Below are 23,825 nucleotides of genomic sequence, written 5' to 3' on the forward strand. Positions count from 1 at the left end.
CTCAGCGCCCCTTGAACTGTGGCGCGCGCTTTTCCATGAAGGCGGCCACGCCCTCGCGGTAGTCGTCGCTGCGGCCCAGCTCACTCATCATGCCGCATTCCAGCGCCATCTGCTGTTGCAGGCTGTTGTGCGCGCTGGCGTGCAAGGCCTTCTTGGTGAAGGCCAGTCCCTTGGTCGGCGCGCCGGCGAAGTGGCGCGCCATGGCCAGCACTTCGGCGGCGAAGTCCTCGTCGGGAATCGCCTTCCAGATCAGGCCCCAGGCTTCGGCCTTCTCGGCGCTCAGTTTTTCGCCCAGCATGGCCATGCCCATGGCGCGCGCGCTGCCGACAAGGCGCGGCAGGAAGTAGGTGCCGCCGGTGTCGGGAATCAGGCCCAGTTTGCAGAACACTTCGACGAACGATGCCGATTTCGTCGCCAGCACGATGTCGCAGGCCAGCGCGATGTTGGCGCCGGCGCCGGCCGCCACGCCGTTGATGGCGCCGATCACCGGCAGCGGCAGCGCGCGCAGCGACTGCACCAGCGGCGCGTAGTTCTTTTCCACCGAGTCGCCCAGGTCGACCGCGCCGGCGCCCGGCTCCACCGAACGGTCGGACAAATCCTGGCCGGCGCAGAAGCCGCGCCCGGCGCCGGTCAACACCAGCACGCGCGCGGCGCCGGCCGCCGCTTCGGTGGCGACGCGTTTCAGCGCGTGCCGCACTTCTTCGTGCATGGCCTGGGTGAAGCTGTTCAGCTTATCCGGGCGGTTGAGCGTCAGCGTGGCGACGCCGTCGCTGATCTCGAACAGGATGTTCTGGTAGTCCATGGTGTCTCCGTATTGTTATTCGGCCTGGTCGAAGTCGATGACGACGCGGGCGGTGGTGGGGAAGCTCTGGCAGCTCAGGACATAACCGCGCGCGATTTCGTAGTCTTCCAGCGCGTAGTTGACGTCCATATCGACCTTGCCCTCGATGACCTTGCAGCGGCAGGTCGAGCACACGCCGCCCTTGCACGAGTAGCGCATGTCGAGGCCCGCGCGCAAGCCGGCGTCGAGCAGCGATTCCTTGTCCTGCTCCATGGTGAAGCTGGCGGCGTTGCCGTCCATGATGACGGTGACTTCGGTCTGCTGCTGCGTGGCGGCGACGGCCGAGGCGGCGCGCGGCTGGTGCGCGTGTTTCGGGATGCTGGCGGCGAACAGCTCGACCTTGATCTGCGACTTGGCCAGGCCGGCCTCCTGCAGCGCTTCCGAGACGCCGTGCATCATGTCTTCCGGGCCGCAGATGAAGGCGATGTCGATGTCGTCGGCGCGTACCCAGTATTTGAGGAATTGCGCGGCCTTGTCCTTGGTGATGCGGCCGTTGAACAGTTCGATGTCCTGCTGCTCGCGGCTCATCACGTAGGCCAGCTTGAGGCGGCCCATGTAGCTGTCCTTCAGGTCCGACAGTTCGTCGCGGAAGATCACCGACGACGAGGCGCGGTTGCCGTAGAAGAGCGTGAACTGGCTTTCCGGCTCGGCGGCCAGCGTGGTCTTGATGATCGACAGGATAGGCGTGATGCCGCTGCCGGCGGCGAAGGCCAGGTAGTGTTTTTTGTTGGCGGCGTCCAGCGGCACGTTGAAGTGGCCCATCGGCGGCATGACGTCAATGGTATGGCCGGCTTGCAGGTTGTCGTTGGCCCAGCTGGAGAACAGGCCGCCCTGGGTGCGCTTGATGGCCACGCGCAGCGCGCCGTCCTGCACGGCGGAGCAGATCGAGTACGAGCGGCGCACGTCTTCGTCGCCGATCTGCGCGCGCAGCGTCAGGTGCTGTCCCTGCTGGAAGGCGAAGCTGTCGCGCAGCGCGTCCGGCACGGCGAAGGTGACGGCGATGGTGTCGCGCGTTTCGTTGCGCACGTTGGCGATGGTCAGCGGATGGAATTTGCTCATGATCTTCTCTAGTGACACTTGAAGTAGTCGAACGGCTCGCGGCAGTCCAGGCATTTGTACAGCGCCTTGCAGGGCGTGGAGCCGAACTGGCTGGTGATTTCGGTGTGCTGCGAGCCGCAGTGCGGGCAGGCGACCGTCGGCGCTAGTGCGGCGCGGCGCGAGACGGCGGCAGCGGCGGCCCGGCCGCCGGCGCGCAGGCCGCTGATGTCGATCACCTGCTGCGCCGGCGGGGCGATGCCGTAGCCCTTCAGCGCGGCCTTTCCGGCCTCGCTCATCCAGTCGGTGGTCCAGGCGGGCGAGATCTGGTTGTGCAGCCGGACCTGCACCACGCCGTGCGCGTGCAGCGCGTCGGTGATGGCGTCGGCGATGACTTGCATGGCCGGACAGCCGGAGTACGTCGGCGTGATGGTGATGTCGCAAGCGCCGTCGGCGGCCACGCGCACGTCGCGCACGATGCCCAGGTCGACGATGCTGATGACCGGAATCTCCGGGTCGGGCACGGCGCCGAGCCAGGCCCAGATTTGCGCGACGGCCGACGACAGGGCGGCGGCGCTGCGGGCGGCCGGTGCGGCGGCGGCGATCATGGTGGCGGCGGCTTTCATGGCGGCCCCGCTGCTACCACTCGGCGTCGGGATAGGCGCGCTGCAGGAACTGCATCTCGGCCAGGATGTAGCCCAGGTGCTCGCTGTGGCGGCCTTGCTTGCCGCCCTTCTGCATCCAGGCGTCGGCCGGCGGCATGGTCAGCGTGGCTTCGGCGAAGATTTCGGCCACGTGCGCCAGCCATTGCGCACGCAATTCGCCGGCCTCCGGCGCGATGCCGGCGGCGACCATCGCCTCGTCGACCGCGTCGTAGGCGAACACTTCGCCGCTGTACATCCACAGCGCGTCGGCAGCCGCCTGGGTCTTGGCGTGGCTGACGGCGGTGCCGTCGCCCATGCGCACAATCAGGTCGCCGCTGCGGCGCAGGTGATAGGTCACTTCCTTCAGCGATTTCTCGGCGATGGCGGCGATGCGCGCGTCGCTGCTGCGCGTCAGGCCTTCGATCAGGAAGTAGTGCCAGGTGTCGAAGTAGAACTGGCGCACCATGGTGTCGGCGTAATTGCCGTTCGGTTGCTCCAGCAGCAGGCAGTTCTTGAAGTCGTGGGCGTCGCGCAGGTAGGCCAGCTGGTCCTCGCTGCGGCCCGCGCCTTCCAGTTCGGCCGCGTACTCGTACCACAGGCGCGTCTGGCCCAGCAGATCCAGCGCGACGTTGGTCAGCGCCATGTCTTCCTCCAGCGCCGGGCCCTTGCCGCACCATTGCGACAGCTGCTGGCTGAGGATCAGGGCGTTGTCGCCGAGCCGCAGCAGATAATTCACCTTGTTGTCCATCGGCGGCCTCACAGGTTCTTGACTTCTTCCGGCATCGGGAAGAAGGTCGGGTGGCGGTACACCTTGCTGTTGGACGGCTCGAACAGCGCGCCCTTGTCGGCCGGGCTGCTGGCGACGATGTCGGCGGCGCGCACCACCCAGATGCTGACGCCTTCATTGCGCCGCGTGTAGACGTCGCGCGCGTTGTTGACCGCCATCTCGGCGTCCGGCGCGTGCAGGCTGCCGACATGCTTGTGCGCCAGCCCGTGCTGGCTGCGGATGAACACTTCCCACAGTGGCCATTCTTTGCTCATATTGTCTCCTCTATGCCGCGCTGCGGGCGGCGTGTTTGTCGGCGTGGGCGACCAGCGCCTCGCGGAACCATTCGCCATCGTCCCAGGCCTTGACGCGCGTTTGCAGGCGCTCGCGGTTGCACGGGCCGTTGCCCTTGAGGACGTTGTGGAACTCGCTCCAGTCGATCGCGCCGAATTCGTAATGGCCGCTGTCGGCGTTGAATTTCAGGTCCGGATCGGGCACGGTCAGGCCCAAAAATTCCGCCTGCGGCACGGTCTGGTCGACCATGCGCTGGCGCAGCTCGTCATTCGAGAACAGCTTGATGCGCCACTGCGCCGACTGCGCGCTGTTGACCGACTCGGCGTCCGACGGCCCGAACATCATCAGCGACGGCCACCACCAGCGGTTCAGCGCATCCTGCGCCATGGCCTTCTGTTCCGGCGTGCCGCGCGCCAGCGACAGCATGATGTCGTAGCCCTGGCGCGCGTGGAACGACTCTTCCTTGCACACGCGGATCATGGCGCGCGCATACGGGCCGTAGGAGCAGCGGCACAGCGGAATCTGGTTGATGATGGCCGAGCCGTCCACCAGCCAGCCGATCGCGCCCATGTCGGCCCAGCTCAGGGTCGGGTAGTTGAAGATGCTCGAATACTTGGCCTTGCCGGAATGGAGCGCGGCCAGCAGCTCGTCGCGCGACACGCCCAGCGTTTCGGCGGCGCTATACAGGTACAGGCCGTGACCGGCCTCGTCCTGGATCTTGGCCAGCAGGATCGCTTTGCGCTTCAGGGTCGGCGCGCGCGTCACCCAGTTGCCCTCGGGCAGTTGGCCGACGATCTCCGAGTGCGCGTGCTGCGAGATCTGCCGGATCAGCGTCTTGCGGTAGGCCTCCGGCATCCAGTCCTTGGCCTCGATCTTGACGCCGTCGTCGATGCGGGCCTGGAACGCCTGCTCCTCGGCGCTCATGTCCTCGGCCGTGCGGACTTGCTTGAGTCCGGTTTCCACCAGTTGTGCGTACATGGCTGTCTCCTCCTTTTACACATAATACGATACGTATTTTTATTTAGCTACATTTTTTTTGTGTCATATTATTTTCATGCGTCGTGTTAATTTTTGGCGCGCGGCCAAGTAAACTATTGTTTCCCTGTTCAGATTAGTAAGCCGCTTATGAATTGCAACGACTGGATCGCCGGATTCCTGGCCACCGACCCGCCGCGCTCGAAGTCGCTGGTGGTGACCATTTTTGGCGACGCCATCGTGCCGCACGGCGGCATGGTGTGGCTGGGCAGCCTGATCGAGCTGCTGGCGCCGTTCGGCGTCAACGACCGCCTGCTGCGCACCGCCGTGTTCCGCCTGGCGCAGGAAGGCTGGCTGGGCGCCCAGCGCGACGGCCGCCGCAGCTCCTACGCCATCACGCCCGACGCCATGGCGCGCTTCGTCCACGCCTACCGCCGCATCTACGCCTCGCCGCACGTGCACTGGGACGGCAGCTGGACGCTGATCCTGAACGGCGATGGCGCGCTCAACGCGGCCGAACGGGCGGCTGTGCGCAAGGAGTTGCTGTGGGAAGGCTATAGCGTGATCGCACCCGGCATCATGGGCCATCCCGCCGCCGACGGCGCCGCGCTCGACGAGCTGCTGACCCGCCTCGGCGTGGCCGGCAAGCTGTTCGTGGTGCAGGCCAAGACCCTGCCGCAGGTCGGCGCCCGTCCGCTGAGCGACCTGGTGGCCAGCGGCTGGGACGTGGCGGCGGTGGCGGCCGGCTACAACAAGTTCATCGCCCAGTTCGAGCCGCTGCTGGCGGCGCTGCGCGGTACGGGCGCGGAGGGCTGCGACGCGCCACTGTCGCCGGCGGCGGCCTTCGTCGTCCGTACCTTGCTGATCCACGCCTACCGCCGCGTCCAGCTGCACGACCCGCAGCTGCCGGTCGAGCTGCTGCCGACGCCGTGGCCGGGCGCGCTGGCCTACGACCTGGCGCGCCAGATCTACCTGCTGGTGCACGCCGCCGCCGAGCAGCACATCGACGCCGCCCTGCGCCGCGAAGACGCCGCCGCCGCGCCGCTGGAAGCCGCCTTCTTCGACCGCTTCGGCGGCCTGGCCTGACGCGCCGGTCCGGCGCGCGCCTGCGGAAATCCGGGCGGGCCGGCGGCCAAGCCTGTATCATGTCGGCTCTGCGCCACAAGCGCGATCTACTATTCACATAGAATTCACCAGGATTCCTGCCATGCCTATCAAAATCAGCCAGCAGTTCGACGCCGGCGCCATCGAAGTGGTCCGCGCCGACGATCCGGCCGCCATCGATCTGAACATCCGTAAAGATTCCCACGCCGACATCGTGCAGTGGTTCTACTACCGCGTGCAGGGCGCACAGGGCACGCCGCTGGCAATGAACTTCCTGAACGCCGGCAGCGCCGCCTACCCGGACGGCTGGAAGGACTACCAGGCCGTCGCCAGCTACGACCGCGACTCCTGGTTCCGCGTGCCGACCACCTACGACGGCCAGGTCATGACCATCAACCACACGCCGGAATACGACAGCGTCTACTACGCTTATTTCGAGCCGTATTCTTGGGAACGCCACCTGGCGCTGCTGGACAACGCCCAGCTGTCGCCACTGGTCAAGCAGGTCGACCTGGGCAGCACCATCGACGGCCGCGACCTGAACATGCTGGTGATCGGCGATCCGGAAGCGGAACAGAAGGTGTGGGTCATCGCCCGCCAGCATCCGGGCGAAACCATGGCCGAGTGGTTTGTCGAAGGCTTTGTCGAAGCGCTGCTGGACCCGGCCAATCCGTTTGGCCGCCAGTGCCTGAAGGAAGCCGTGTTCTACGTGGTGCCGAACATGAATCCGGACGGCTCGGTGCGCGGCAACCTGCGCACCAACGCGGCCGGCGCCAACCTGAACCGCGAATGGCTGAATCCGACCATGGAGCGCAGCCCGGAAGTGTTCCTGGTCAAGCAGAAGATGCACGAAACCGGCGTCGACCTGTGCCTGGACATCCACGGCGACGAAGGCCTGCCATACGTATTCGTGGCCGGCAGCGAGTCGCTGCCAAACTTCACCGACGATCAGGCCGAAGCGCAGCAATACTTCATCGACAATTTCCTGATCGCCAGCCCGGACTTCCAGGACGAATTCGGCTACGGCGAAACGCCGTACACGCCGGAAACGCTGACCATGGGTTCGCCGCACATCACCCACGCCTTCGGCTGCCTGTCGCTGACGCTGGAGATGCCGTTCAAGGACAACGCCAACGATCCGGACCCGGACACCGGCTGGAACGGCGCCCGCAGCGCCGAGCTGGGCAAATCGATTCTGCAGCCGGTGCTGCAATCGCTGCTGGCCCAGCAACAGTAAGCGGACTCCCTGCGGCGCCACAAAGCGGGCGCCGCAGGGAAAAATACACTGGACCTCAGGCGGCGCATCCACGCGCCGCATCCGGAGGTCCATCATGAAATTCTTGCCGTATGCCGTGCTGGTGCTGCTCACCGCCTGCACCACGCCCTACCGCCCGCCGCAACTGACGGACGCCAACACCACTTTCCCCGGTTTGATCGATCTGGCCGCCCAGGCCGACGGCAACGCAGCCGACGTGCTGCTGGTGCACGGCATCTGCACCCACGACGCCAGCTGGGTCGATGAAGTCGTCCCGCAACTGACCGGCGCCCTGCGCGACGCCACCACACAATCCTCGCGCGCTGCCGCCGGCACGGCGGTGCAGATCGTTCCATCCACGGTGAACACGCCCGCCGGCCAGCTGCGCTTCGACGCCCTGATCTGGTCGCCGCGGACCAACGACCTGAAGCGCCAGCTCTGCTACGACCAGAGCGGCAAATCCTCGCTGTGCAGCGGCGCACCGCCTTATCCCCACACGCGCGCACGCCTCAACGCCCGCTTCAAGGACGGCCTGATCGACGATTGCCTGCCCGATGCCCTGATCTACCAGGGCGTGGCGCGCGACACCATCCAGCGCCGCATGCGCGAAGCCGTGCTGCAGGTAATGGCCGGCGCACAGGCGCAAACGCCGCTGGTGGTGATCGCCCACAGCATGGGCAGCAAGATTTTGTTCGACACGCTGTTGCGCATGACGGAGGAGCCGGCCGGCTCGCAGGCGGCCCGGATGGCGCAGCAGGCCGTGGACCGCATGCGCTTTCTGGTGATGGCCGCCAATCAGATCCCGCTGCTGTCGCTGGCGGACCAGCCGCTGGCCGCCACCATGGCGGAATCGCCGCCCGACAGCCTGCAATTACTGCTACGCAAGCGCCGCGCACTGGCGGCCGACCGCCACCTGACCTTGGTAGCCTTCACCGATCCGAATGACCTGCTGTCGTACACGCTTCCGCCGGAAAAATATGCGCAGCAGGACGGCGTCACCGTCTACAACATCCTGGTCTCCAACGCGCCGACCTACCTGGGCCTGCTGGAACGCCCCGACACCGCCCACCTCGACTACCTGAGCAACCCGGACGTCGGCCGGCTGATCGCCTGCGGCCTTCCCAGCAGCAAGCTATGCAAGTGAGTATATACATAGGCTTTGCCTTCCACAGTCCTCGCCTGAAATGTCCTGACGAATGCCTGAAATTTCAGGCATTCCGACGAAACCTCCCTACGAGAAGCGCTGTTTAACAGTTACAAATGCAGGCATTTCTCAGGCCATTTCAAGCAAGCCATGGATAAGGGACACCACATATATGCCGAGCTGTATTACTAACTGCGCAGGCGCGAAGATCCTCGCACGCAGGAGGAAATCATGCTGATCGCGCTGAAGGAATGGATGGCGCGTGTGCGGCAGCCGCGCCAGCCCGGCGTCAACCGCCGGCGCCGCGCCCGCCGCAGTACCGACTAGCCTCAGCCGCCGGCCACCACCATATTCTCGATCAGGATCGAGCCGGTCTGCTTGGTGCCGCGCACCAGCACATCGTTGCCGATGGCGACGATCTGCGCCAGCATATCCTTCATATTGCCGGCGATGGTGATTTCCTCCACCGGATACTGGATCACGCCATTCTCTACCCAGTAACCCGCCGCGCCGCGCGAATAATCGCCGGTCACATAATTGGTGCCCTGGCCCATCAGCTCAGTCACCAGCAGGCCGGTGCCCATCTTGCGCAACATGCCCGCGAAATCATCCGCCGGCTTGGTCAGCGACGACGTCATCGCCAGATTATGCGAACCGCCCGCATTGCCGGTGGTTTTCATGCCCAGCTTGCGCGCCGAATACGTCGACAGGAAATAGCCCTGCACCACGCCATCCTTGACCACATCGCGCTTGACGGTGCGCACGCCCTCCTCATCGAACGGCGCCGAACCGACGCCGCCCACCACGTGCGGATCTTCATGAATCTGCACATGCTTCGGCAACACCTGCTTGCCCAGCGAATCGAGCAGGAAGGTCGACTTGCGATACAGCGCGCCGCCCGAGGTAGCCTGCACGAACGCGCCCAGCAGACCAGCCGCCAGCGGCGCCTCGAACAGCACCGGGCAGGTGCGCGTATCGATGGTGCGCGCATTCAGGCGCGCCAGCGCGCGCTCCGCCGCATAGCGGCCGATGGCCTCCGGCGACGACATCTTCGATGCATCGCGCACCGACGAATACCAGTCATCGCGCTGCATGTTCTTGCCCTTGCCGGCGATCGGCGCCACCGACAGCGTATGGCGCGAATACGGATAGCCGCCGATGAAGCCGCGCGAATTGGCGGCGACAAAATGCGACTGCTGCACGTGCACGCCGGCGCCTTCCGAATTGGTCACGCGCGCATCGACGGCAAACGCCGCCGCCTCGGCGCGCTGCGCCAGCGACACGGCTTCCGCCGTCGAGATATCCCATGGATAAAACAGCTTCAGGTCGCGCGGCTGCATTTCCAGCTGGTCTTCGTCGGCCAGACCGGCGCAGTCGTCGTCCGACGTGAAACGCGCGATGTTGTAGGCCGCCTCCACGGTCGCCTTCAGCGCCGCCGGCGAAAAATCGGAGGTCGAGGCATTGCCGCGGCGCTGGCCGATGAACACCGTCACCCCCATGCCCTTGTCTTTATTCTGCTCGATGGTCTCGATCTGGCTCTTGCGCACCGACACCGACAGGCCGCTGCCCTCGCTGATTTCGACGGCGCAATCGGTGCCGCCCTGGGCTTTCGCGTAGCCCAGCACATCGCGTGCAAGCTGCTTCAACTGGTCCTGGGTGTGGGTAAAATGGGTATCGCTCATGGGCTGTTTTCTTCGGGTGGCCGCTAAAACAGTTATCATAGCAGTCGTTTACAGTTTACAGGGCGCGGCCATGCGCCCTACCGAAAGTTGATAATATGGTAAATCCTAACCGCGGCGCCGTCGGCTTCAGCTCCTCCGAATTCGAAGAAGAGTACGAGCGCCCCTCCAAATCCGAGGCCAAACGCCAGTCCAACGCCCTGCAAAAGCTCGGCGAAACCCTGGTCGAAGCCCCGCGCGACCGCGTCAAGCGCGTGCCGATGCCGGAAGATGTGCTGGAAGCCATCCTGATGTGCCAGACCATCACCAACCACGAAGGCCGCCGCCGCCAGATGCAATTCGTCGGCAAAAAGATGCGCACCCTGGACGAAGAGGAAGTCGCCGTCATCCAGAAAGCCATCGACAGCTGGAAAGGCGCCTCCAAGTCGGAAACCGCCGCCATGCACGCGCTGGAGCGCCGCCGCGAGAAGCTGCTGGCCGACGACAACGCCCTGACCACCCTGCTGTCGGAAAATCCGGAACTCGACGTGCAGCACCTGCGCACGCTGATCCGCAACGCCCGCAAGGAACAGGCCGAGAACAAGCCGCCCAAGGCCTACCGTGAAATCTTCCAGATCCTGAAGCAGCTGGACGCCGACAAGCGCAAGGCCGCCGGTGCGGACGAGGAAGAAACCGGCGACGAAGCCGATGACGAGTAACACCGACGCCACCGAACTGGTGATCGGCCTGGTGTCGATCTCCGACCGCGCCAGCGGCGGCGTCTACCAGGACCAGGGCCTCCCCGCGCTGCAAGCCTGGCTGGCCGGCGCGCTGACTACGCCCTACCGCATCGAGACCCGCCTGATCGCCGACGAACGCCCGCAGATCGAGGCCACGCTGACCGAGCTGGCCGACAGCGTCCGCTGCCACCTGGTGCTGACCACCGGCGGCACCGGCCCGTCGCGCCGCGACGTCACGCCGGAAGCGACCAAGGCCGTCGGCACCAAGGAAATGCCCGGCTTCGGCGAGCAGATGCGCCAGATCAGCCTGCACTTCGTGCCGACCGCCATCCTGTCGCGCCAGACCGCCGTGATCCGCGAAAGCGCCGACCACGCCGCGCTGATCCTGAATCTGCCCGGCCAGCCGAAGGCCATCGCCGAAACGCTGGGCGGCCTGAAAGACGCCGACGGCAAGACGCTGGTGGGCGGCATCTTCGCCGCCGTGCCCTATTGCATCGACCTGATCGGCGGCCCCTATATGGAAACCGACCCGGCCGTGTGCAAGGCCTTCCGCCCCAAATCCGCCATCCGCCCCGCCCAAGGATAAGCATGAGCCAACTGCTGCAAACCATCGAAAAAGAAACCGGCCCGAACCCGACCGTCGCCATCATCTGGATGCACGGCCTGGGCGCCGACGCCAACGACTTCGTGCCCATGCTGCACGAGCTGGACCTGGCTGGCCTGCCGGCCATCCGCTTCATCTTCCCGAACGCCGACACCATGCCGGTGACGGTCAACGGCGGCTACGTGATGCGCGCCTGGTACGACATCATCGCCACCGACCTCGGCCGCCAGGAAGACGAAGCCGGCCTGCGCGCCTCGCAAGTCAAGGTCGAAGCGCTGATGGCGCGCGAGAACGCCCGCGGCATCCCCAACGAGCGCATCATCCTGGCCGGCTTCTCGCAAGGCTGCGCGATGACCTTGCAAACCGGCCTGCGCCAGAAGAGCAAGCTGGCCGGCATGCTGTGCCTGTCCGGCTACGTGCCGATCGCGCCCAAAGCGGCCGCCGAGCACACGCCGGAAAGCCTGGCCACGCCGATCTTCCTGGTACACGGCCGCATGGACCCGGTGATCGCCATCGCCCGCGCCACCGCCTCGCGCGACCTGCTGGTCGAGTGGGGCTACCACGTCGAATGGCACGAATACGCGATGCAGCACTCGCTGTGCCAGCAGGAAGTCGACGACATCAGCGCCTGGCTCAAGCGCGTGCTTGCCTGACGCCTAAGGCAGCGGCGGAGCGCTGGATGCCGGCGCCGCCGTCTGCGCCGCGTTCATCACCATCGCCAGAAACGTGTAGTAACCGTTGATCCCCATCAGGTCGACCACGCCATGCTCGCCGAAGGCGGCCAGCGCCGCCGCGTAGGTCGCATCGTCCACCCGCTGCCGCTGCTGCAGCTGCACGCAGAACTCATACACCAGCGCCTCATCCTCCAGCAGCCCCGCCGGCCGCTGGCGCGCCGCGATCGCCGCGATCACCGCGTCGGCGATGCCGTAGTCGCGCGCGATCGGCGCATGGATCGCCCACTCCACCTGCTGGCTCCACTGCCGCGCCGTCACCAGGATCGCCAGCTCCGTCAGCCGCGTGCCGATGGCGCTGCGGTAGCGCAGATACTCGCCCATGCGCTGCGCCGCCGCCATCAGCTCCGGGCTGCGGATCAGCGGCACGAACGGCCCATACAGCGCGCCGCGCGGCCCGTCGATCACCGCCTGCGCCGCCACCTGCTGGGCCGCGCTCAGTTGTTCGAAAGCGATGGAAGGCAGGCGGTCGGTCATGGCAATATCCTCAGGTTCGCGAGGATTCGATGATATCCCAGCAGCTCAGGCTGGCGACAGCATTTCGCGCAAAGGGCTAGCATGGCTTGCGGGCATGTAAACCATCTCCGCCTCATGATCCCATCTCAGAAAGGCAATCCCATGTCATCAACCCTGCAAGGAAAAGTCGCGCTGGTCACCGGCGCCGGCTCCGGTATCGGCCGCGCCGTCGCCCTCAAATACGCTGCCGAAGGCGCCAAGGTGGTCGTCTCCGACATCAACGCCAAGGGCGGCAACGACACCGTCGCCGCCATCAAGGAAGCCGGCGGCGACGCCATCTTCGTGCACGCCGACACCTCGCTGCCGGCCGATAACCAGGCCCTGGTCGCGGCCACCGTCGCCCACTACGGCGCGCTGCACATCGCCTGCAACAACGCCGGCGTCGGCGCGCCGCCGGCCGATATCGGCGAGTACGACATCGCCAGCTGGGACAAGGTGATCGGCATCAACCTGTCGGGCGTGTTCTACGGCATGCGCTACCAGATCGCCGCGCTGCTGGACGCCGGCGGCGGCGCCATCGTCAACATGGCCTCGATCCTGGGCCAGGTCGCCACGCGCCAGAACAGCGCCTACGTCGCCGCGAAACACGGCGTGGTCGGCCTGACCAAGGCCGCCGCGCTGGAATACGCCACGCGCGGCATCCGCGTCAACACGGTCGGTCCCGGCTACATCGACACGCCGGCGCTGCGCGCCATGTCGGACGCGGCGCGCGCGCCGCTGGTGGCCCAGCACCCGATAGGCCGCCTCGGCGAACCGCACGAAGTGGCCGAACTGGTGGCCTGGCTCAGTTCCGACCAGGCCTCCTTCGTCACGGCGGCCTACTACGCCGTCGACGGCGGCCTGCTGGCCCAGTAAGGCGGCCGGCGTCCATTTATCCGCCCGGCTTCCGGCATAGATCAACAACCCGCCGGCCGAATGCGGCTACCGTTGGCAGTCTGCCCCGCCAACGAAAGGACGCCATGAGCCACCTCATCCACCGCAACCTGCGCCGCACGCCGCCCGTCGCCGTGCGCGCGCAAGGCATCACCATCACCGACAGCGCCGGCCGCACCTACCTCGACGCCAGCGGCGGCGCCGCCGTCTCCTCGCTGGGCCACGGCCATCCCGCAGTGCTGGCCGCGATGCACGCCCAGATCGACCGCAGCGCCTACGCCCACACCGCCTTCTTCACCTGCGAGGCGGCCGAGGAACTGGCCGCGCGCCTGGCCGCCGACGCCCCCGGCGACCTCGATCACGTCTACCTGGTCTCCGGCGGCTCGGAAGCGATGGAGACCGCGCTCAAGCTGGCGCGCCAATACCACCTGGAAGCCGGCCAGCCGCAGCGCAGCGTCTTCCTCGCGCGCCGCCAGAGCTACCACGGCAACACGCTGGGCGCGCTGGCGGTGGGCGGCAACGCATGGCGCCGCCACCCGTTCGCGCCGCTGCTGATCGACGTGCCGCACGTCGCGCCCTGCTACGAATACCGCGACCGCGCCGACGGCCAGAGCACGGACGACTACACCGCCGCCCTGCTGCGCGAACTGGAGGACGCCATCCGCGCCGCCGGCCCGGACAAGCTGATCGCCTTCGTCGCCGAAACCGTGGTCGGCGCCACCGCCGGTGCGGTGCCGCCCACGCCCGGCTACTTCCGCGGCGTGCGCAAACTGTGCGACCAGTACGGCCTGCTGCTGATCCTCGATGAAGTCATGTGCGGCATGGGCCGCAGCGGCACGCTGTACGCGTTCGAACAGGAAGGCGTGCTGCCGGACCTGGTGGTGCTGGGCAAAGGCCTGGGCGCCGGCTACCAGCCGATCGGCGCGGTGCTGGCGCGCGCGCCCATCGTGCGGCGCCTGCGCGACGGCAGCGGCGCCTTCCAGCACGGCCACACCTACATGGGCCACCCGGTGGCCGCCGCCGCCGCGCTGGCGGTGCAGAAGGTGATCCAGAAAGAGAACCTGCTGGGCGCCGTCACCGTGCGCGGGGCTGCGCTGCGGCGCATGCTGCGCGAGGCCTTCGGCCAGCATCCGCACGTCGGCGACATCCGCGGACGCGGGCTGCTGATCGGGCTGGAACTGGTGCAGGACCGCGCCAGTAAGGCGCCGTTCGATCCGGCGCTCAGGCTGCACGCCCTGATCAAGGACGAGGCCATGGCGCGCGGCCTGATGGTCTACCCGATGGGCGGCACCATCGACGGCCGCCAGGGCGACCACATCCTGCTGGCCCCGCCCTTCATCGCCACCGAGGCGGAACTGGCGGACATCACCAGCCGCCTGGCGGATGCGCTCGCTGCGGCCCTCAGGGCGCCTGACATCGCCGGCAACGCTTGATTGGTTGTCAACAAGCAATAAAATGAAAACCATGTTAAGCTGTCGGCCCGACGTTGGCGGCACTCCGCCTGCGTCCGGCGGCGCCCGCCCGGCCCACCGCCGCCGGCGGCCTCACCAGCCCCCGCGCGGCCTGCGCGACCCGGCCCGGCAGCCCATTTCACGCCTCCGATTTTTCGCGTCGCGTCGTCCATCGGGCCGCCTGCTTGCGGCTATATTGCAGGAGAATACATTGACTCACCTCACCATACGCATGCGTCTGGTATCGACCATGGCATTGCTGGGCATCTTGATCGTCTTGACTGGTTTCATGGGCATTTACGGCATGAAGGTCGGCAACCACGCGCTGGAAGAAGTCTACAGCAACCAGCTGGCCTCCAGCGTGGCCATCAGCAATTCCAAGAATTCGCTGAGCCGCGCCCGCTTCACGCTGGACCGCGCGGTGCTGCACCCGGACGCCCCGGATGTCGGCAAGACGCTGGACCGCGCCGCCATGTTCGTGACCGAATCGGACCAATACTGGCAAGCTTACCTGGCCTTGCCGCGCGACGTCACCGAAGAGGGCCTGGCGCGCGACCTCGACGAAAAGCGCAAGCGCTACCGCGATGAAGGGCTGCTGGCGTTGCGCCAGGCGGTCAGCGGCCACGACATGGCACAGGCCGACCTGCTGTCGATGAAAAAGCTGCAGGAGCTGTTCGCGCCGTTCGGCAGCGCTTCCGACAAACTGGACCAGTACCAGCTGACGGCGGCCAAGGCCGGCTTCGACCGCAGCAATGATTTGTTCAGCCTGCTGTTCAAGCTCGCCATCGGCGGCGTCGTGGCCGGCGCGCTGCTGATCGTGGTGTCCAGCGCGGCGCTGCTGCGGGCCATCCTGCGGCCCTTGGACCACGCACTGGCGGTGTTCGGCGCGATGGCCAGGGGCGACCTGTCCAGCCGCATCGCAACCGGCCGCCGCGACGAGATGGGCCGGCTGCTGGAAGGCCTGGCCCATATGCAGGAACAACTGGTGGGCACCGTGCGCAATGTGCGCGCAGGCAGCGCCGCGATCGCCACCGCCAGCCAGGAGATCGCCACCGGCAATATCGATCTGTCGCGCCGTACCGAACAGCAGGCCGGCAGCCTGGAGGAAACCGCGTCCTCGCTGGAGGAGCTGACCTCGGCGGTGCGGCACAACGCCGACAACGCGCGCCAGGCCAACCAGCTGGCGGTCACCGCCTCGGACATCGCCACCCAGGGCGGGCAACTGGTGTCGCAGGTGGTCACCACCATGGGGGCCATCAATCATTCATCGAAACGGATCGTCGATATTATTTCGGTCATCGACGGCATCGCCTTCCAGACCAATATCCTGGCGCTGAATGCCGCGGTGGAAGCGGCGCGCGCCGGCGAACAGGGACGCGGCTTTGCCGTGGTGGCCAGCGAAGTGCGCAACCTGGCGCAGCGCAGCGCCGCCGCCGCCAAGGAAATCAAGGAACTGATCACGGCCTCGGTGGACAGTGTGGACGCCGGCGCGGCGCTGGTCGATCAGGCCGGTGCGACGATGGAAGACATCGTCGCCAGCGTGGCGCGGGTCACCGATATCATGAGCGAGATCATGGCCGCCGGCAGCGAGCAGAGTTCCGGCATCGAGCAGATCAACCAGGCGGTGGCGCAGATGGACGAAACCACGCAGCGCAACGCGGCGCTGGTGGAGCAGGCCGCCGCCGCCGCGGACTCGCTGCAGGAGCAGGCGGTGGGCCTGGAACAGTTGGTCAGCGTGTTCAAGCTCGATGAGGCGGACCAGCGCGGCCGGCTGCCGCCGCGCCAGGCCCGCTTGGCACACCAGGCCTAGCGCGCCCGCCAGGCGATGACTTCCTGCTGCTGCTCGCCCAGGCCGGCGATGCCGAGGCGCACCACGTCGCCCTTCTTCAGGAAGCGCTGCGGCTTGCGCCCCATGCCCACGCCCGGCGGCGTGCCGGTGGCGATTACGTCGCCCGGCTCCAGCGTCATGCACTTCGACACATAGCTGACGATCTGCGCCACCGAGAAAATCATGGTCGAGGTGTTCCCGGTCTGCATGCGCTTGCCGTTGACCTCCAGGTACAGGTCCAGATCCTGCACGTCGTACAGGTCTTCCGGCGTCACCAGCCACGGACCGACCGGGCCGAAGGTGTCGAAGCCCTTGCCCTTGTCCCAGGTGCCGCCGCGCTCCAGCTGATACTCGCGCTCCGAAACGTCGTGCACCACCGTGTAGCCGGCCACGTACTTGAGCGCATCGGCTTCGCTGACGTACTGCGCACACGTGCCGATGACGATGCCCAGCTCCACCTCCCAGTCCATCTTCTTCGAACCCTGCGGCATCATGATCGGATCGTCGGGGCCCGACAGCGCCGTATTCGCCTTCAGGAAGATGATCGGCTCCTTCGGAATCGGCATGCCCGCTTCGGCCGCGTGGTCGGAATAATTCAGGCCGATGCAGACGAACTTGCCGACGCGCGCCACCGGCACGCCGAAGCGCGGATTGCCGCGCACCAGCGGCAGCGACGCGTGCGCAATCTTCTCCAGCTTGCGCAAGGCCTTCGGCGCCAGCTGCGCCGCGTCGACATCGCCGATCACGCCGGACAGGTCGCGCAGCTTGCCCTCATCGTCGATCAAGCCTGGTTTTTCTTTGCCTGGACGGCCGTAACGCACTAGTCTCATACTTCATCCTCGGTTGTCAGTTCACCGCCATTCTAACCGTAGCGCTCCTGTCGCAACCATTTGTTGGCGATGATCTTGGTGCCCTTGACCACCGGCGCGCCGCCATGCAGCGTCTGCGTGTCTGGCTGGTGGTTGCTGTCGGTGTTCAGGAACCACAGCGCGCTCCCCTTCTTCGGGAAGACCTCCAGCCCCAGCGAAGGGAAGACCGTGCCGCCGCCCTGCTCCACGTCGCACAGGTACAAGACAAAGGTCGCCAGCCGCTGGCCGCCGCGCGCCAGGTGCGGCCGGTGGCCGGCGCTGTCGGGATCGAGCCAGTCGTAGTGCGGCCGGTATTCCTGCGTCTGGCCGTACTTCTGCAGCTGGAACGGCTCGGTGCATTCGGGCGACCAGTGCGCCAAGGCCGCCAGGCGGCGGTCGATGCGCTCGGCCACCTCCGCCTCGCCGCGCTGGATGAAGGCCATCTCCGACGTGCGGCCCTCGTGCACCACGCTGGCGCCGTCGGCTTCCGCCGTCACCGTCGAGCGGGTGTAGCGCGTGCCGCAATGGGCGACGATGGCGTCGCACTCCGCGTCGCTGAGCACATTCCCGAGCAGGATCACCTGCGGCTTTTTCAGCACGAACAGCACCTCCACCTCGCGGTCGGGCGTGGCGATGCGGTTGCTGCTGACGTCAATGTAAGGCATCTCGCGCGGCGCGGAAAAGGCGCTGGCGGCGGCCGCCGGCGCCGCCGCCGTGCCGCCCGCGGTGGCGGCGCCGGCGCGCATGCGCACCGCCTCGTCGATCGCCGCGCGCGCGACCGTCATGCTGTACTGGCCGGAGCGCGCCATGCTGTTGGCCATGTCCAGCGGACTGCAGGCGCGCGCCAGGTTTTCCATGATCCAGTCGCGCCAGGTGAGCGGCAATGAGGCAAAGGCGTTTTGGTCTTGGGTCATCACGTAATCAGGAGCGAGTCGGACGGGAATTCCATTCTACCGGATTGCGCCTGCTCCGCCGCACAAACCAGATCAGTCCCGGCAGCTGCAGCAGCACCAGCACCGCGAACGCCGCCTGGTAGGCCTGCGCCGGATAGTGCCCCGTCACATCCGGCCGCCAGCATCCGACTACCAAGCCGAAACCCGCCTGCACCGCGAACGCGCCGAGGAAGATCAGCAGATTCAGACAGGTGGCCGCGCGCCCCGTCAGCGCGCCGGGAAGACTGAGTGCGACGATGGTGTATTCGATGCCGGTCACCGTGCCGACCAGCGTAAACAACACCGACAGCAGCTGGTAGCTCGGCCGCCAGTTGCACACAAAGCCCACCTGCACCGCGATGAACAAGGCCACGCCGGCCGCCGCCACGCGGATCGGCTGCACGCCGCGCCGTCCCGCCCACTCGGTGAGCATGCCGACCGCGATGGCGCCGAAGATCACCGCCGCCATGCCGAGGTACAACAGGTAGCCGACCGCGTTGTCCGAATAGCGCGCGACGTCGCTCAGCCAGCGTCCTATCCACAGTCCTTGGATGCCGAAGAACACCGTGTGCGGCACCAGCACCAGCGCCGCCATTTCGCGGAAGGCCGGATGGCGATACACCTCGCGCATGGCATCGAGCAGCGCCGGCTTGCGCATGGCGCCGGGCTGCGGCGGCGACAGCGCGCGGATCAGGATGCCGATCAGCGCCGCCGCAGCCGCCAGCCACAGGAACAGGCCGCGCCAGTCCATATGGTCCAGCGCCATCCGCACCGGCAGCGTGGCCGCCGCCGCACCGAGGCCGCCAATGGCGATCAGATAGCCCTGCACCGACGGCAGCCGCGCCGGCGCGATCCAGGTGGAGATGGCCTTTACAGCCGACATGAAGCAGCCGCCCAGTCCCAGGCCGATGACGGCGCGCGCCACCAGCAGCTGCGTGAAGGTGTGGCCGCCGGCGAAAGCCAGCGCGCCGACGCCGGCCAGCAGCAGCATCGGCGGCTGCACCGTGGCCGGTCCCCAGCGGTCCAGCGCCATCCCGACCGGCAGCTGCGCCAGCGCGAACGCCAGGAAGAAAGCACTGGTCAGCAGCCCAAGCTCGCCGGGCGTCAGCGCCAGCGCCGCCACCAGCTGCGGCGCCAGCGTCGCGTTCACCGTCCGCATCAGGCACGAAAGAAAATGGCCCAGCGCGAACGGCAGAAACACCATCACAAACACTGCGCGGCCGGACAACGACGATGCGTCAGCCTGCGGCGCGACGGGCGGCACGGAATCGTCGCGCATCATCGCCGTCCCGCGCTCAGGCGGCGGTGTGCGAATCGCAGCCGGCCGCCGACGCCGCGCCGCCCTCCGCGCGCGCCGACAGCAGCGGAATCACCTTGCGCACGCCCGGCGGTTCGGCGCCATATTCGCTGCGGCTGCCGCCCTCCTCCTCGAAGAAAAACTTCTCCCTGCCGAACGCCGGTTTCAACTCGTCCATCCACGTCGCAAGCGGATCGAACTTCGCATAAAACGGCTTGCGCACCCAGTCCGGATTGCGCGCCTGCAGGAACTGCAAGGCAAACACCTTCTCCCCGCCGATGGTCGCGATCCCGTCGATCACCACCTTGCCAGGAAAAGCGCTCATCGACGGCCCGCGCACCGTGCGCGACAAACCGGACACCATCTGATACGCCGCCTGGAAAATCTCGTGCGCGCGCGCCAGCGGCAACTGGAAATACTCGCGCGGCCCGGTATCCCGCTCGACGAACATATAGTACGGAATCGCCCCCAGCCGCACGCCGGTCTGCCACAGTTCCGCCCACGACGCCGGATCTTCATTGATATGCCGGATCAACGGCCCCTGCATGCGCAAGGTCGCGCCGGTGCCGACGATGCGCTTGACCGCCTGCTGCGCCACCTCCTGCCGCAATTCCACCGCATGGTTGTAATGCCCCATGATCGCCATGTTCTTGCCCGCCCTGACCACGCGCTCGAACAAACGCAGCAAATCGTCCGCATCGCGGTCCGACACAAAGCGCTGCGGCCAATACGCCACCGACTTGGTGCCGATGCGGATGTTCTGGATATGCCCCAGCTCCGGCGCCAGCAGCGGCTCGATGTACGCCTCCAGCGAACGCGTGTTCATGATCAGCGGATCGCCGCCGGTGATCAGCACATCGGTCACCTCCGGATGCATGCGCAGGTACGACGCCAGCTCGTGCGACTCCTTCGCATCGAACTTCAAATCATCCATGCCGACGAACTGCGGCCAGCGGAAGCAGAAGGTGCAGTACGCGTGGCAGGTCTGCCCGGAACTCGGGAAGAACAAAACAGTCTCCTTGTACTTGTGCTGCAAGCCCTTCAACGGTGCATCGTTCACGCGCGGCACGTTGTGCGTCATCTGCCCGGCCGGATGGGGATTCATGCGCAGGCGGATGCGCCGCACCAGCTCCACCAGCGCCGGCTGGTCGGCCCTGCCCAGCACCAGCTCCTTCAGCCGCGCATAGTCGTCCGGCGCCAGCATGTCGCGGTGCGGGAACGTCAGCCGGTAGATCGGATCGTCCGGAATGTTGTTCCAGTCGATCAGATGATCGAGCACATATTCATTGGTGCGGAACGGCAGCACATGCGACACCACCTGCACCGCCTCCTGCAAATCGGGCGGTATCCACTCCCACTGCCGCGAGTGCGAAATGGTCTGGCGTATAAACGGTTTGAATTTAGGCGTATCCATCACGAAGTCCTGTTGTGAAAGGTCGGAAACCCCATGCTAGGCCGCGCGCCGCCACTCAGTCTTGCGCGAACGCAACTCCTGAAATTGCTGGCGGCGTACAGTTCATAGCGTCATCCACCCGACAGGAGCTCGCTCATGAAAACCCTCGTTAGCATCGCGCTTGCCGCCTCTGCGCTGTCCGCGCTGGCCGCCGAACCGACTGAAAAAGACGCCATCGCCATGGCCGAAAAAGGCGCCGCCTTCATCAAGACCAACGGCCAGGACGCCTTCATTAAAAAGATCGCCGCCAAGGATCCCGATTACCTGCAAGGCTCGCTGTACGTGGACGTGCGCGACATCAAGACCGGCATCGTGCTGGCGCACCCGGTCAACCCCTCCATCGTCGGCAAGGACCTGACCGACATCCCCGACGCCAGCGGCAAGAAGTACCGCCGCGAGATCATCGAACTGGCGGCAAAAAAAGGCCACGGCTGGGTGGACTACCAGTACAAGAATCCCACCACCGGCAAGATCGAACCCAAGACCACCTACATCCTGCGCGTCGGCGACATCGTGCTGGAAGCGGGCATCTACAAAAAATAGGCGCCGCGCCGGCGCCGGGAGGGCATCATGCTGAACAAACTGCGTATCGGTCCCAAACTGCTGCTCGCGCCCATGCTGGTGCTGGTGCTGCTGATCGCCACCGCCGCCGCGTCCTACCTCGGCATGCTGCGCCAGAACGCGTCGCTGGAAAACCTGGTGCAGGTGCGCGCCGCCCGCCTCAAGATCGCGGCCGACGTCAGCGGCGAAGCGCGCTACGCCCATGCCCACATCTACCAGCTGCTGGCCTGGGTCAACGGCAGCTTCGCGCAATCACGGCTGGACGCCCTGGCGCACGACATCAGGACGCGCCACGCCGCCATCGACAGGCAGTTGCGCGACCTCGACGCGCTGGCCGACGACAGCGAACGCAAGATCGTCGCCCAGTCGCTGCAAGCCCTCAACGCCTACCGCAAGGCCGTCCTCGAAACCATGGACATGGCGCAGGCCGACCAGAGCATCGCCACCAACGCCATGGCCATCGCCGAAAAACAGTTCCTGCTGCTGAACGAGCAGCTGGCGCAATTGTCGACGCTGGAAAAGCAGCTCAGCGAACAGGCGCACGCGCAGGCCAAGGCCGACTTCAAAACGCTCAACACCAGCATGACCGTCATGGTGCTGCTGTCGATCGCGCTGTCGATCGGCGTGACCATGGCGGTGCGCAGCGCCATGCTGCGCGACATCCGCGCCATCGCCGACGTGGTGATCGCGCTGGCCGCCGGTCGCCTCGCCGCCGGCCGCAGCACCGAAGGCCGCGACGAAATCGCCGACACCGCGCGCATGCTGGACCAGACCATGAGCAACCTGACGCAAACGCTCACCACCATCCTCGGCGCGGTGCGCTCGATCGATACCGCCGCGCGCGAAATCGCCACCGGCAACCTGGATCTGTCGACCCGCACCGAAATGCAGGCCAGCTCGCTGGAGCAGACCGCCAGCGCCATGAACAGCCTGACGCAGGCCGTGCAGGCCAACGCCGCCAACGCGCGCCAGGCCTGCCAGCTGGCCGAAGGCGCCAGCGATCTGGCGCGCCACGGCGGCGCAGCGATGGAAGACGCGGTGCAGACCATGGCCTCGATCCGCGCCAGCTCGCGCCAGATCGTCGACATCATCGCCGTCATCGACGGCATCTCGTTCCAGACCAATATCCTGGCGCTGAACGCTGCCGTCGAAGCGGCGCGCGCCGGCGAACAGGGACGCGGCTTCGCCGTGGTGGCGGCCGAGGTGCGCACGCTGGCGCAGCGCTCCGCCGCCGCCGCCAAGGAAATCAAGACGCTGATCGCCGCCTCGGTCGCCACCATCGACAGCGGCAGCGCCTCGGTGCAGCAGGCCGGCGAGCGCATGGGCGGCATCGTCGCCGCCGTGCAGCAGGTCAACGACATCATCGCCCGCATCAGCGCCGCCAGCGCCGAGCAGGCGCAGGGCATCGCCGAAGTCAATCAGGCGGTGGGTCAGATGGATGATGTGACGCAGCAGAACGCCGCGCTGGTGGAACAGGCCGCGGCGGCGGCGGCCAGCCTGCAGGACCAGGCCGGCCACCTGTCGCAGGCGGTGTCGGTGTTCAAGCTAGAGCCGTCGCATGGGCTTGCTCAGAAAGCGCGACCCGCCCTCGACGAAGCGCCACGGCAGCTCCACCGCTTTGGAAATGCCGATGCGCGGGCCGGCTAGCACCTCCAGCGGCCGTGCGGCATCGCGCGGCAGCAGCAGAAACGGCGGCTCCGCCAGGGGCAGATTGTTCAGCGCCCGTGTCACGCCCAGCGCCTGGCCCAGCCTCCCCGGTCCGGCGCACAGCAGCCGCACATCGTCCAGCCCGCGCCGTTCGCGCATCGCGTCCACGCCTTCGACCGGCTCCAGCGCGCGAATCAGCACCCCGGCGCCGTGGCCCGGCTCGCGGCAGACGAAATTCAGACACCAGTGGATGCCGTGCGACTGGTACACATAGCTGCGCGCCGGCGGCCCGAACATGGAAAAATTGCGCGGCGTCTCGCCGCCGTAGCAGTGCGAGGCCGGCTCCTCGCGGTCGTAGGCTTCGGTCTCGACGATGCGGCCGCCGACGCCGTTGACCAGCAGCGTCACGCCGATCAGCTGTTCCGCCACCAGCTCGGATGGCGCACTGAAATCGATCCCCGCAAGATTCGTAATCATGCGTCTATTCTAAATGGCAAACTGGACCACACGATTACATAAGTCATGCCAAATGATTATCAAATCCCGATAATTCACGACAAAATATTGCCCGTTGCACAGAAAATCAGCACAAATTCGCGCAATCGCCGGCCGCTTGCGGCGATAATCG

24 protein-coding genes are annotated in these 23,825 nt (G+C 66.5%); 11 read left to right on the plus strand and 13 right to left on the minus strand.

From position 1 onward, the window contains the following. Nucleotide 1: 1 nt before the first annotated feature. From paaG to paaA, 6 genes are read right to left on the minus strand one after another with little or no spacing between them, the layout of a single operon-like run. Nucleotides 2-802, minus strand: coding sequence for a 2-(1,2-epoxy-1,2-dihydrophenyl)acetyl-CoA isomerase PaaG (gene paaG, locus GJ698_RS24820; RefSeq protein ID WP_154360549.1), 801 nt, complete (start codon nt 800-802; stop codon nt 2-4). A 15-nt stretch (nt 803-817) separates the two neighbouring features. Next, the gene (gene paaE / locus GJ698_RS24825) at nt 818-1,900 is read right to left on the minus strand and encodes a 1,2-phenylacetyl-CoA epoxidase subunit PaaE (RefSeq protein WP_154360550.1); all 1,083 of its coding nucleotides are present in this window, start codon (nt 1,898-1,900) and stop codon (nt 818-820) included. 8 nt (nt 1,901-1,908) lie between these two features. After that, on the minus strand, nt 1,909-2,484 hold the full coding sequence (gene paaD, locus GJ698_RS24830; protein WP_154360590.1) for a 1,2-phenylacetyl-CoA epoxidase subunit PaaD: 576 nt from the start codon (nt 2,482-2,484) through the stop codon (nt 1,909-1,911). Between the two features lie 31 nt (nt 2,485-2,515). Next, nucleotides 2,516-3,268: a 1,2-phenylacetyl-CoA epoxidase subunit PaaC gene (gene paaC / locus GJ698_RS24835; protein WP_154360551.1), complete on the minus strand. Its 753-nt coding sequence runs from the start codon at nt 3,266-3,268 to the stop codon at nt 2,516-2,518. An 8-nt stretch (nt 3,269-3,276) separates the two neighbouring features. After that, a complete protein-coding gene (paaB, locus tag GJ698_RS24840; protein WP_154360552.1) occupies nt 3,277-3,561 on the minus strand; it encodes a 1,2-phenylacetyl-CoA epoxidase subunit PaaB in 285 nt (94 codons plus the stop codon). Between the two features lie 10 nt (nt 3,562-3,571). After that, on the minus strand, nt 3,572-4,558 hold the full coding sequence (paaA, locus tag GJ698_RS24845; RefSeq protein WP_154360553.1) for a 1,2-phenylacetyl-CoA epoxidase subunit PaaA: 987 nt from the start codon (nt 4,556-4,558) through the stop codon (nt 3,572-3,574). A 147-nt stretch (nt 4,559-4,705) separates the two neighbouring features. Between paaA and paaX the strand changes: the two genes are divergently transcribed. The 3 genes from paaX (at nt 4,706) to GJ698_RS24860 (ending at nt 8,058) form a co-directional block, all read left to right on the plus strand. Further along, nucleotides 4,706-5,641: a phenylacetic acid degradation operon negative regulatory protein PaaX gene (gene paaX, locus GJ698_RS24850; protein WP_154360554.1), complete on the plus strand. Its 936-nt coding sequence runs from the start codon at nt 4,706-4,708 to the stop codon at nt 5,639-5,641. A 121-nt stretch (nt 5,642-5,762) separates the two neighbouring features. Beyond that, on the plus strand, nt 5,763-6,896 hold the full coding sequence (locus GJ698_RS24855; RefSeq protein ID WP_154360555.1) for a M14 family metallopeptidase: 1,134 nt from the start codon (nt 5,763-5,765) through the stop codon (nt 6,894-6,896). Between the two features lie 94 nt (nt 6,897-6,990). Then, nucleotides 6,991-8,058 (plus strand): alpha/beta hydrolase family protein, encoded by a 1,068-nt coding sequence (locus tag GJ698_RS24860; protein ID WP_154360556.1) that lies wholly within the window; start codon nt 6,991-6,993, stop codon nt 8,056-8,058. Between the two features lie 329 nt (nt 8,059-8,387). Here GJ698_RS24860 and pmbA read toward each other — a convergent pair whose 3' ends face one another. Next, complete coding sequence (gene pmbA / locus GJ698_RS24865) at nt 8,388-9,740, minus strand: metalloprotease PmbA (protein ID WP_154360557.1); 1,353 nt, start codon at nt 9,738-9,740, stop codon at nt 8,388-8,390. A 95-nt stretch (nt 9,741-9,835) separates the two neighbouring features. Between pmbA and yjgA the strand changes: the two genes are divergently transcribed. From yjgA to GJ698_RS24880, 3 genes are read left to right on the plus strand one after another with little or no spacing between them, the layout of a single operon-like run. After that, entirely contained in the window at nt 9,836-10,435 is a 600-nt protein-coding gene (gene yjgA / locus GJ698_RS24870) for a ribosome biogenesis factor YjgA (RefSeq protein WP_154360558.1), read from the plus strand. Then, nucleotides 10,425-11,042 carry a molybdopterin adenylyltransferase gene (gene mog / locus GJ698_RS24875; RefSeq protein WP_154360559.1) on the plus strand — a complete coding sequence of 206 codons (618 nt, stop codon included), beginning with the start codon at nt 10,425-10,427 and terminating at the stop codon, nt 11,040-11,042. Before yjgA ends, mog begins: the two co-directional genes overlap by 11 nt. A gap of 2 nt (nt 11,043-11,044) precedes the next feature. After that, a complete protein-coding gene (locus tag GJ698_RS24880) occupies nt 11,045-11,713 on the plus strand; it encodes an alpha/beta hydrolase (protein ID WP_154360560.1) in 669 nt (222 codons plus the stop codon). A gap of 3 nt (nt 11,714-11,716) precedes the next feature. Here GJ698_RS24880 and GJ698_RS24885 read toward each other — a convergent pair whose 3' ends face one another. Further along, complete coding sequence (locus tag GJ698_RS24885) at nt 11,717-12,268, minus strand: carboxymuconolactone decarboxylase family protein (RefSeq protein WP_154360561.1); 552 nt, start codon at nt 12,266-12,268, stop codon at nt 11,717-11,719. A gap of 141 nt (nt 12,269-12,409) precedes the next feature. Between GJ698_RS24885 and GJ698_RS24890 the strand changes: the two genes are divergently transcribed. From GJ698_RS24890 to GJ698_RS24900, 3 genes are all read left to right on the plus strand, one after another. Then, nucleotides 12,410-13,162 (plus strand): glucose 1-dehydrogenase, encoded by a 753-nt coding sequence (locus GJ698_RS24890; protein WP_154360562.1) that lies wholly within the window; start codon nt 12,410-12,412, stop codon nt 13,160-13,162. A 104-nt stretch (nt 13,163-13,266) separates the two neighbouring features. Further along, complete coding sequence (locus GJ698_RS24895; protein ID WP_154360563.1) at nt 13,267-14,613, plus strand: aspartate aminotransferase family protein; 1,347 nt, start codon at nt 13,267-13,269, stop codon at nt 14,611-14,613. 229 nt (nt 14,614-14,842) lie between these two features. Further along, a complete protein-coding gene (locus GJ698_RS24900; RefSeq protein WP_267874842.1) occupies nt 14,843-16,441 on the plus strand; it encodes a methyl-accepting chemotaxis protein in 1,599 nt (532 codons plus the stop codon). On the opposite strand, the gene GJ698_RS24905 is transcribed toward GJ698_RS24900, so the two are convergent. From GJ698_RS24905 to GJ698_RS24920, 4 genes are read right to left on the minus strand one after another with little or no spacing between them, the layout of a single operon-like run. Beyond that, nucleotides 16,438-17,289, minus strand: coding sequence for a fumarylacetoacetate hydrolase family protein (locus GJ698_RS24905; RefSeq protein WP_154360564.1), 852 nt, complete (start codon nt 17,287-17,289; stop codon nt 16,438-16,440). The genes GJ698_RS24900 and GJ698_RS24905 overlap by 4 nt on opposite strands. A 32-nt stretch (nt 17,290-17,321) precedes the next feature. Next, nucleotides 17,322-18,221 carry a 2OG-Fe(II) oxygenase gene (locus GJ698_RS24910; RefSeq protein WP_229260157.1) on the minus strand — a complete coding sequence of 300 codons (900 nt, stop codon included), beginning with the start codon at nt 18,219-18,221 and terminating at the stop codon, nt 17,322-17,324. 7 nt (nt 18,222-18,228) lie between these two features. Continuing rightward, nucleotides 18,229-19,518 (minus strand): MFS transporter, encoded by a 1,290-nt coding sequence (locus tag GJ698_RS24915; protein WP_166454943.1) that lies wholly within the window; start codon nt 19,516-19,518, stop codon nt 18,229-18,231. 16 nt (nt 19,519-19,534) lie between these two features. Beyond that, on the minus strand, nt 19,535-20,950 hold the full coding sequence (locus tag GJ698_RS24920) for a KamA family radical SAM protein (protein ID WP_154360566.1): 1,416 nt from the start codon (nt 20,948-20,950) through the stop codon (nt 19,535-19,537). Nucleotides 20,951-21,085: 135 nt separating this feature from the next. Between GJ698_RS24920 and GJ698_RS24925 the strand changes: the two genes are divergently transcribed. Together GJ698_RS24925 and GJ698_RS24930 are read left to right on the plus strand one after the other, a co-directional pair. Next, nucleotides 21,086-21,532, plus strand: coding sequence for a cache domain-containing protein (locus tag GJ698_RS24925; protein WP_154360567.1), 447 nt, complete (start codon nt 21,086-21,088; stop codon nt 21,530-21,532). Nucleotides 21,533-21,559: 27 nt separating this feature from the next. Further along, nucleotides 21,560-23,197 (plus strand): methyl-accepting chemotaxis protein, encoded by a 1,638-nt coding sequence (locus GJ698_RS24930; RefSeq protein ID WP_154360568.1) that lies wholly within the window; start codon nt 21,560-21,562, stop codon nt 23,195-23,197. Here GJ698_RS24930 and GJ698_RS24935 read toward each other — a convergent pair. After that, a complete protein-coding gene (locus GJ698_RS24935) occupies nt 23,096-23,674 on the minus strand; it encodes a DNA-3-methyladenine glycosylase (RefSeq protein ID WP_154360569.1) in 579 nt (192 codons plus the stop codon). The genes GJ698_RS24930 and GJ698_RS24935 overlap by 102 nt on opposite strands. Between the last annotated feature and the right edge of the window lie 151 nt (nt 23,675-23,825).

Origin of the sequence: Duganella aquatilis (assembly GCF_009674565.1) — a bacterium.
GTDB lineage: Bacteria > Pseudomonadota > Gammaproteobacteria > Burkholderiales > Burkholderiaceae_D > Rugamonas > Rugamonas aquatilis.

Bases quoted from the DNA above. Each gene is read 5' to 3' on its own strand.
- paaG (WP_154360549.1), bottom strand. From the start codon at position 802: ATGGACTACCAGAACATCCTGTTCGAGATCAGCGACGGCGTCGCCACG.
- paaE (WP_154360550.1), bottom strand. From the start codon at position 1,900: ATGAGCAAATTCCATCCGCTGACCATCGCCAACGTGCGCAACGAAACG.
- paaD (WP_154360590.1), bottom strand. From the start codon at position 2,484: ATGATCGCCGCCGCCGCACCGGCCGCCCGCAGCGCCGCCGCCCTGTCG.
- paaC (WP_154360551.1), bottom strand. From the start codon at position 3,268: ATGGACAACAAGGTGAATTATCTGCTGCGGCTCGGCGACAACGCCCTG.
- paaB (WP_154360552.1), bottom strand. From the start codon at position 3,561: ATGAGCAAAGAATGGCCACTGTGGGAAGTGTTCATCCGCAGCCAGCAC.
- paaA (WP_154360553.1), bottom strand. From the start codon at position 4,558: ATGTACGCACAACTGGTGGAAACCGGACTCAAGCAAGTCCGCACGGCC.
- paaX (WP_154360554.1), top strand. From the start codon at position 4,706: ATGAATTGCAACGACTGGATCGCCGGATTCCTGGCCACCGACCCGCCG.
- GJ698_RS24855 (WP_154360555.1), top strand. From the start codon at position 5,763: ATGCCTATCAAAATCAGCCAGCAGTTCGACGCCGGCGCCATCGAAGTG.
- GJ698_RS24860 (WP_154360556.1), top strand. From the start codon at position 6,991: ATGAAATTCTTGCCGTATGCCGTGCTGGTGCTGCTCACCGCCTGCACC.
- pmbA (WP_154360557.1), bottom strand. From the start codon at position 9,740: ATGAGCGATACCCATTTTACCCACACCCAGGACCAGTTGAAGCAGCTT.
- yjgA (WP_154360558.1), top strand. From the start codon at position 9,836: ATGGTAAATCCTAACCGCGGCGCCGTCGGCTTCAGCTCCTCCGAATTC.
- mog (WP_154360559.1), top strand. From the start codon at position 10,425: ATGACGAGTAACACCGACGCCACCGAACTGGTGATCGGCCTGGTGTCG.
- GJ698_RS24880 (WP_154360560.1), top strand. From the start codon at position 11,045: ATGAGCCAACTGCTGCAAACCATCGAAAAAGAAACCGGCCCGAACCCG.
- GJ698_RS24885 (WP_154360561.1), bottom strand. From the start codon at position 12,268: ATGACCGACCGCCTGCCTTCCATCGCTTTCGAACAACTGAGCGCGGCC.
- GJ698_RS24890 (WP_154360562.1), top strand. From the start codon at position 12,410: ATGTCATCAACCCTGCAAGGAAAAGTCGCGCTGGTCACCGGCGCCGGC.
- GJ698_RS24895 (WP_154360563.1), top strand. From the start codon at position 13,267: ATGAGCCACCTCATCCACCGCAACCTGCGCCGCACGCCGCCCGTCGCC.
- GJ698_RS24905 (WP_154360564.1), bottom strand. From the start codon at position 17,289: ATGAGACTAGTGCGTTACGGCCGTCCAGGCAAAGAAAAACCAGGCTTG.
- GJ698_RS24910 (WP_229260157.1), bottom strand. From the start codon at position 18,221: ATGACCCAAGACCAAAACGCCTTTGCCTCATTGCCGCTCACCTGGCGC.
- GJ698_RS24915 (WP_166454943.1), bottom strand. From the start codon at position 19,518: ATGCGCGACGATTCCGTGCCGCCCGTCGCGCCGCAGGCTGACGCATCG.
- GJ698_RS24920 (WP_154360566.1), bottom strand. From the start codon at position 20,950: ATGGATACGCCTAAATTCAAACCGTTTATACGCCAGACCATTTCGCAC.
- GJ698_RS24925 (WP_154360567.1), top strand. From the start codon at position 21,086: ATGAAAACCCTCGTTAGCATCGCGCTTGCCGCCTCTGCGCTGTCCGCG.
- GJ698_RS24930 (WP_154360568.1), top strand. From the start codon at position 21,560: ATGCTGAACAAACTGCGTATCGGTCCCAAACTGCTGCTCGCGCCCATG.
- GJ698_RS24935 (WP_154360569.1), bottom strand. From the start codon at position 23,674: ATGATTACGAATCTTGCGGGGATCGATTTCAGTGCGCCATCCGAGCTG.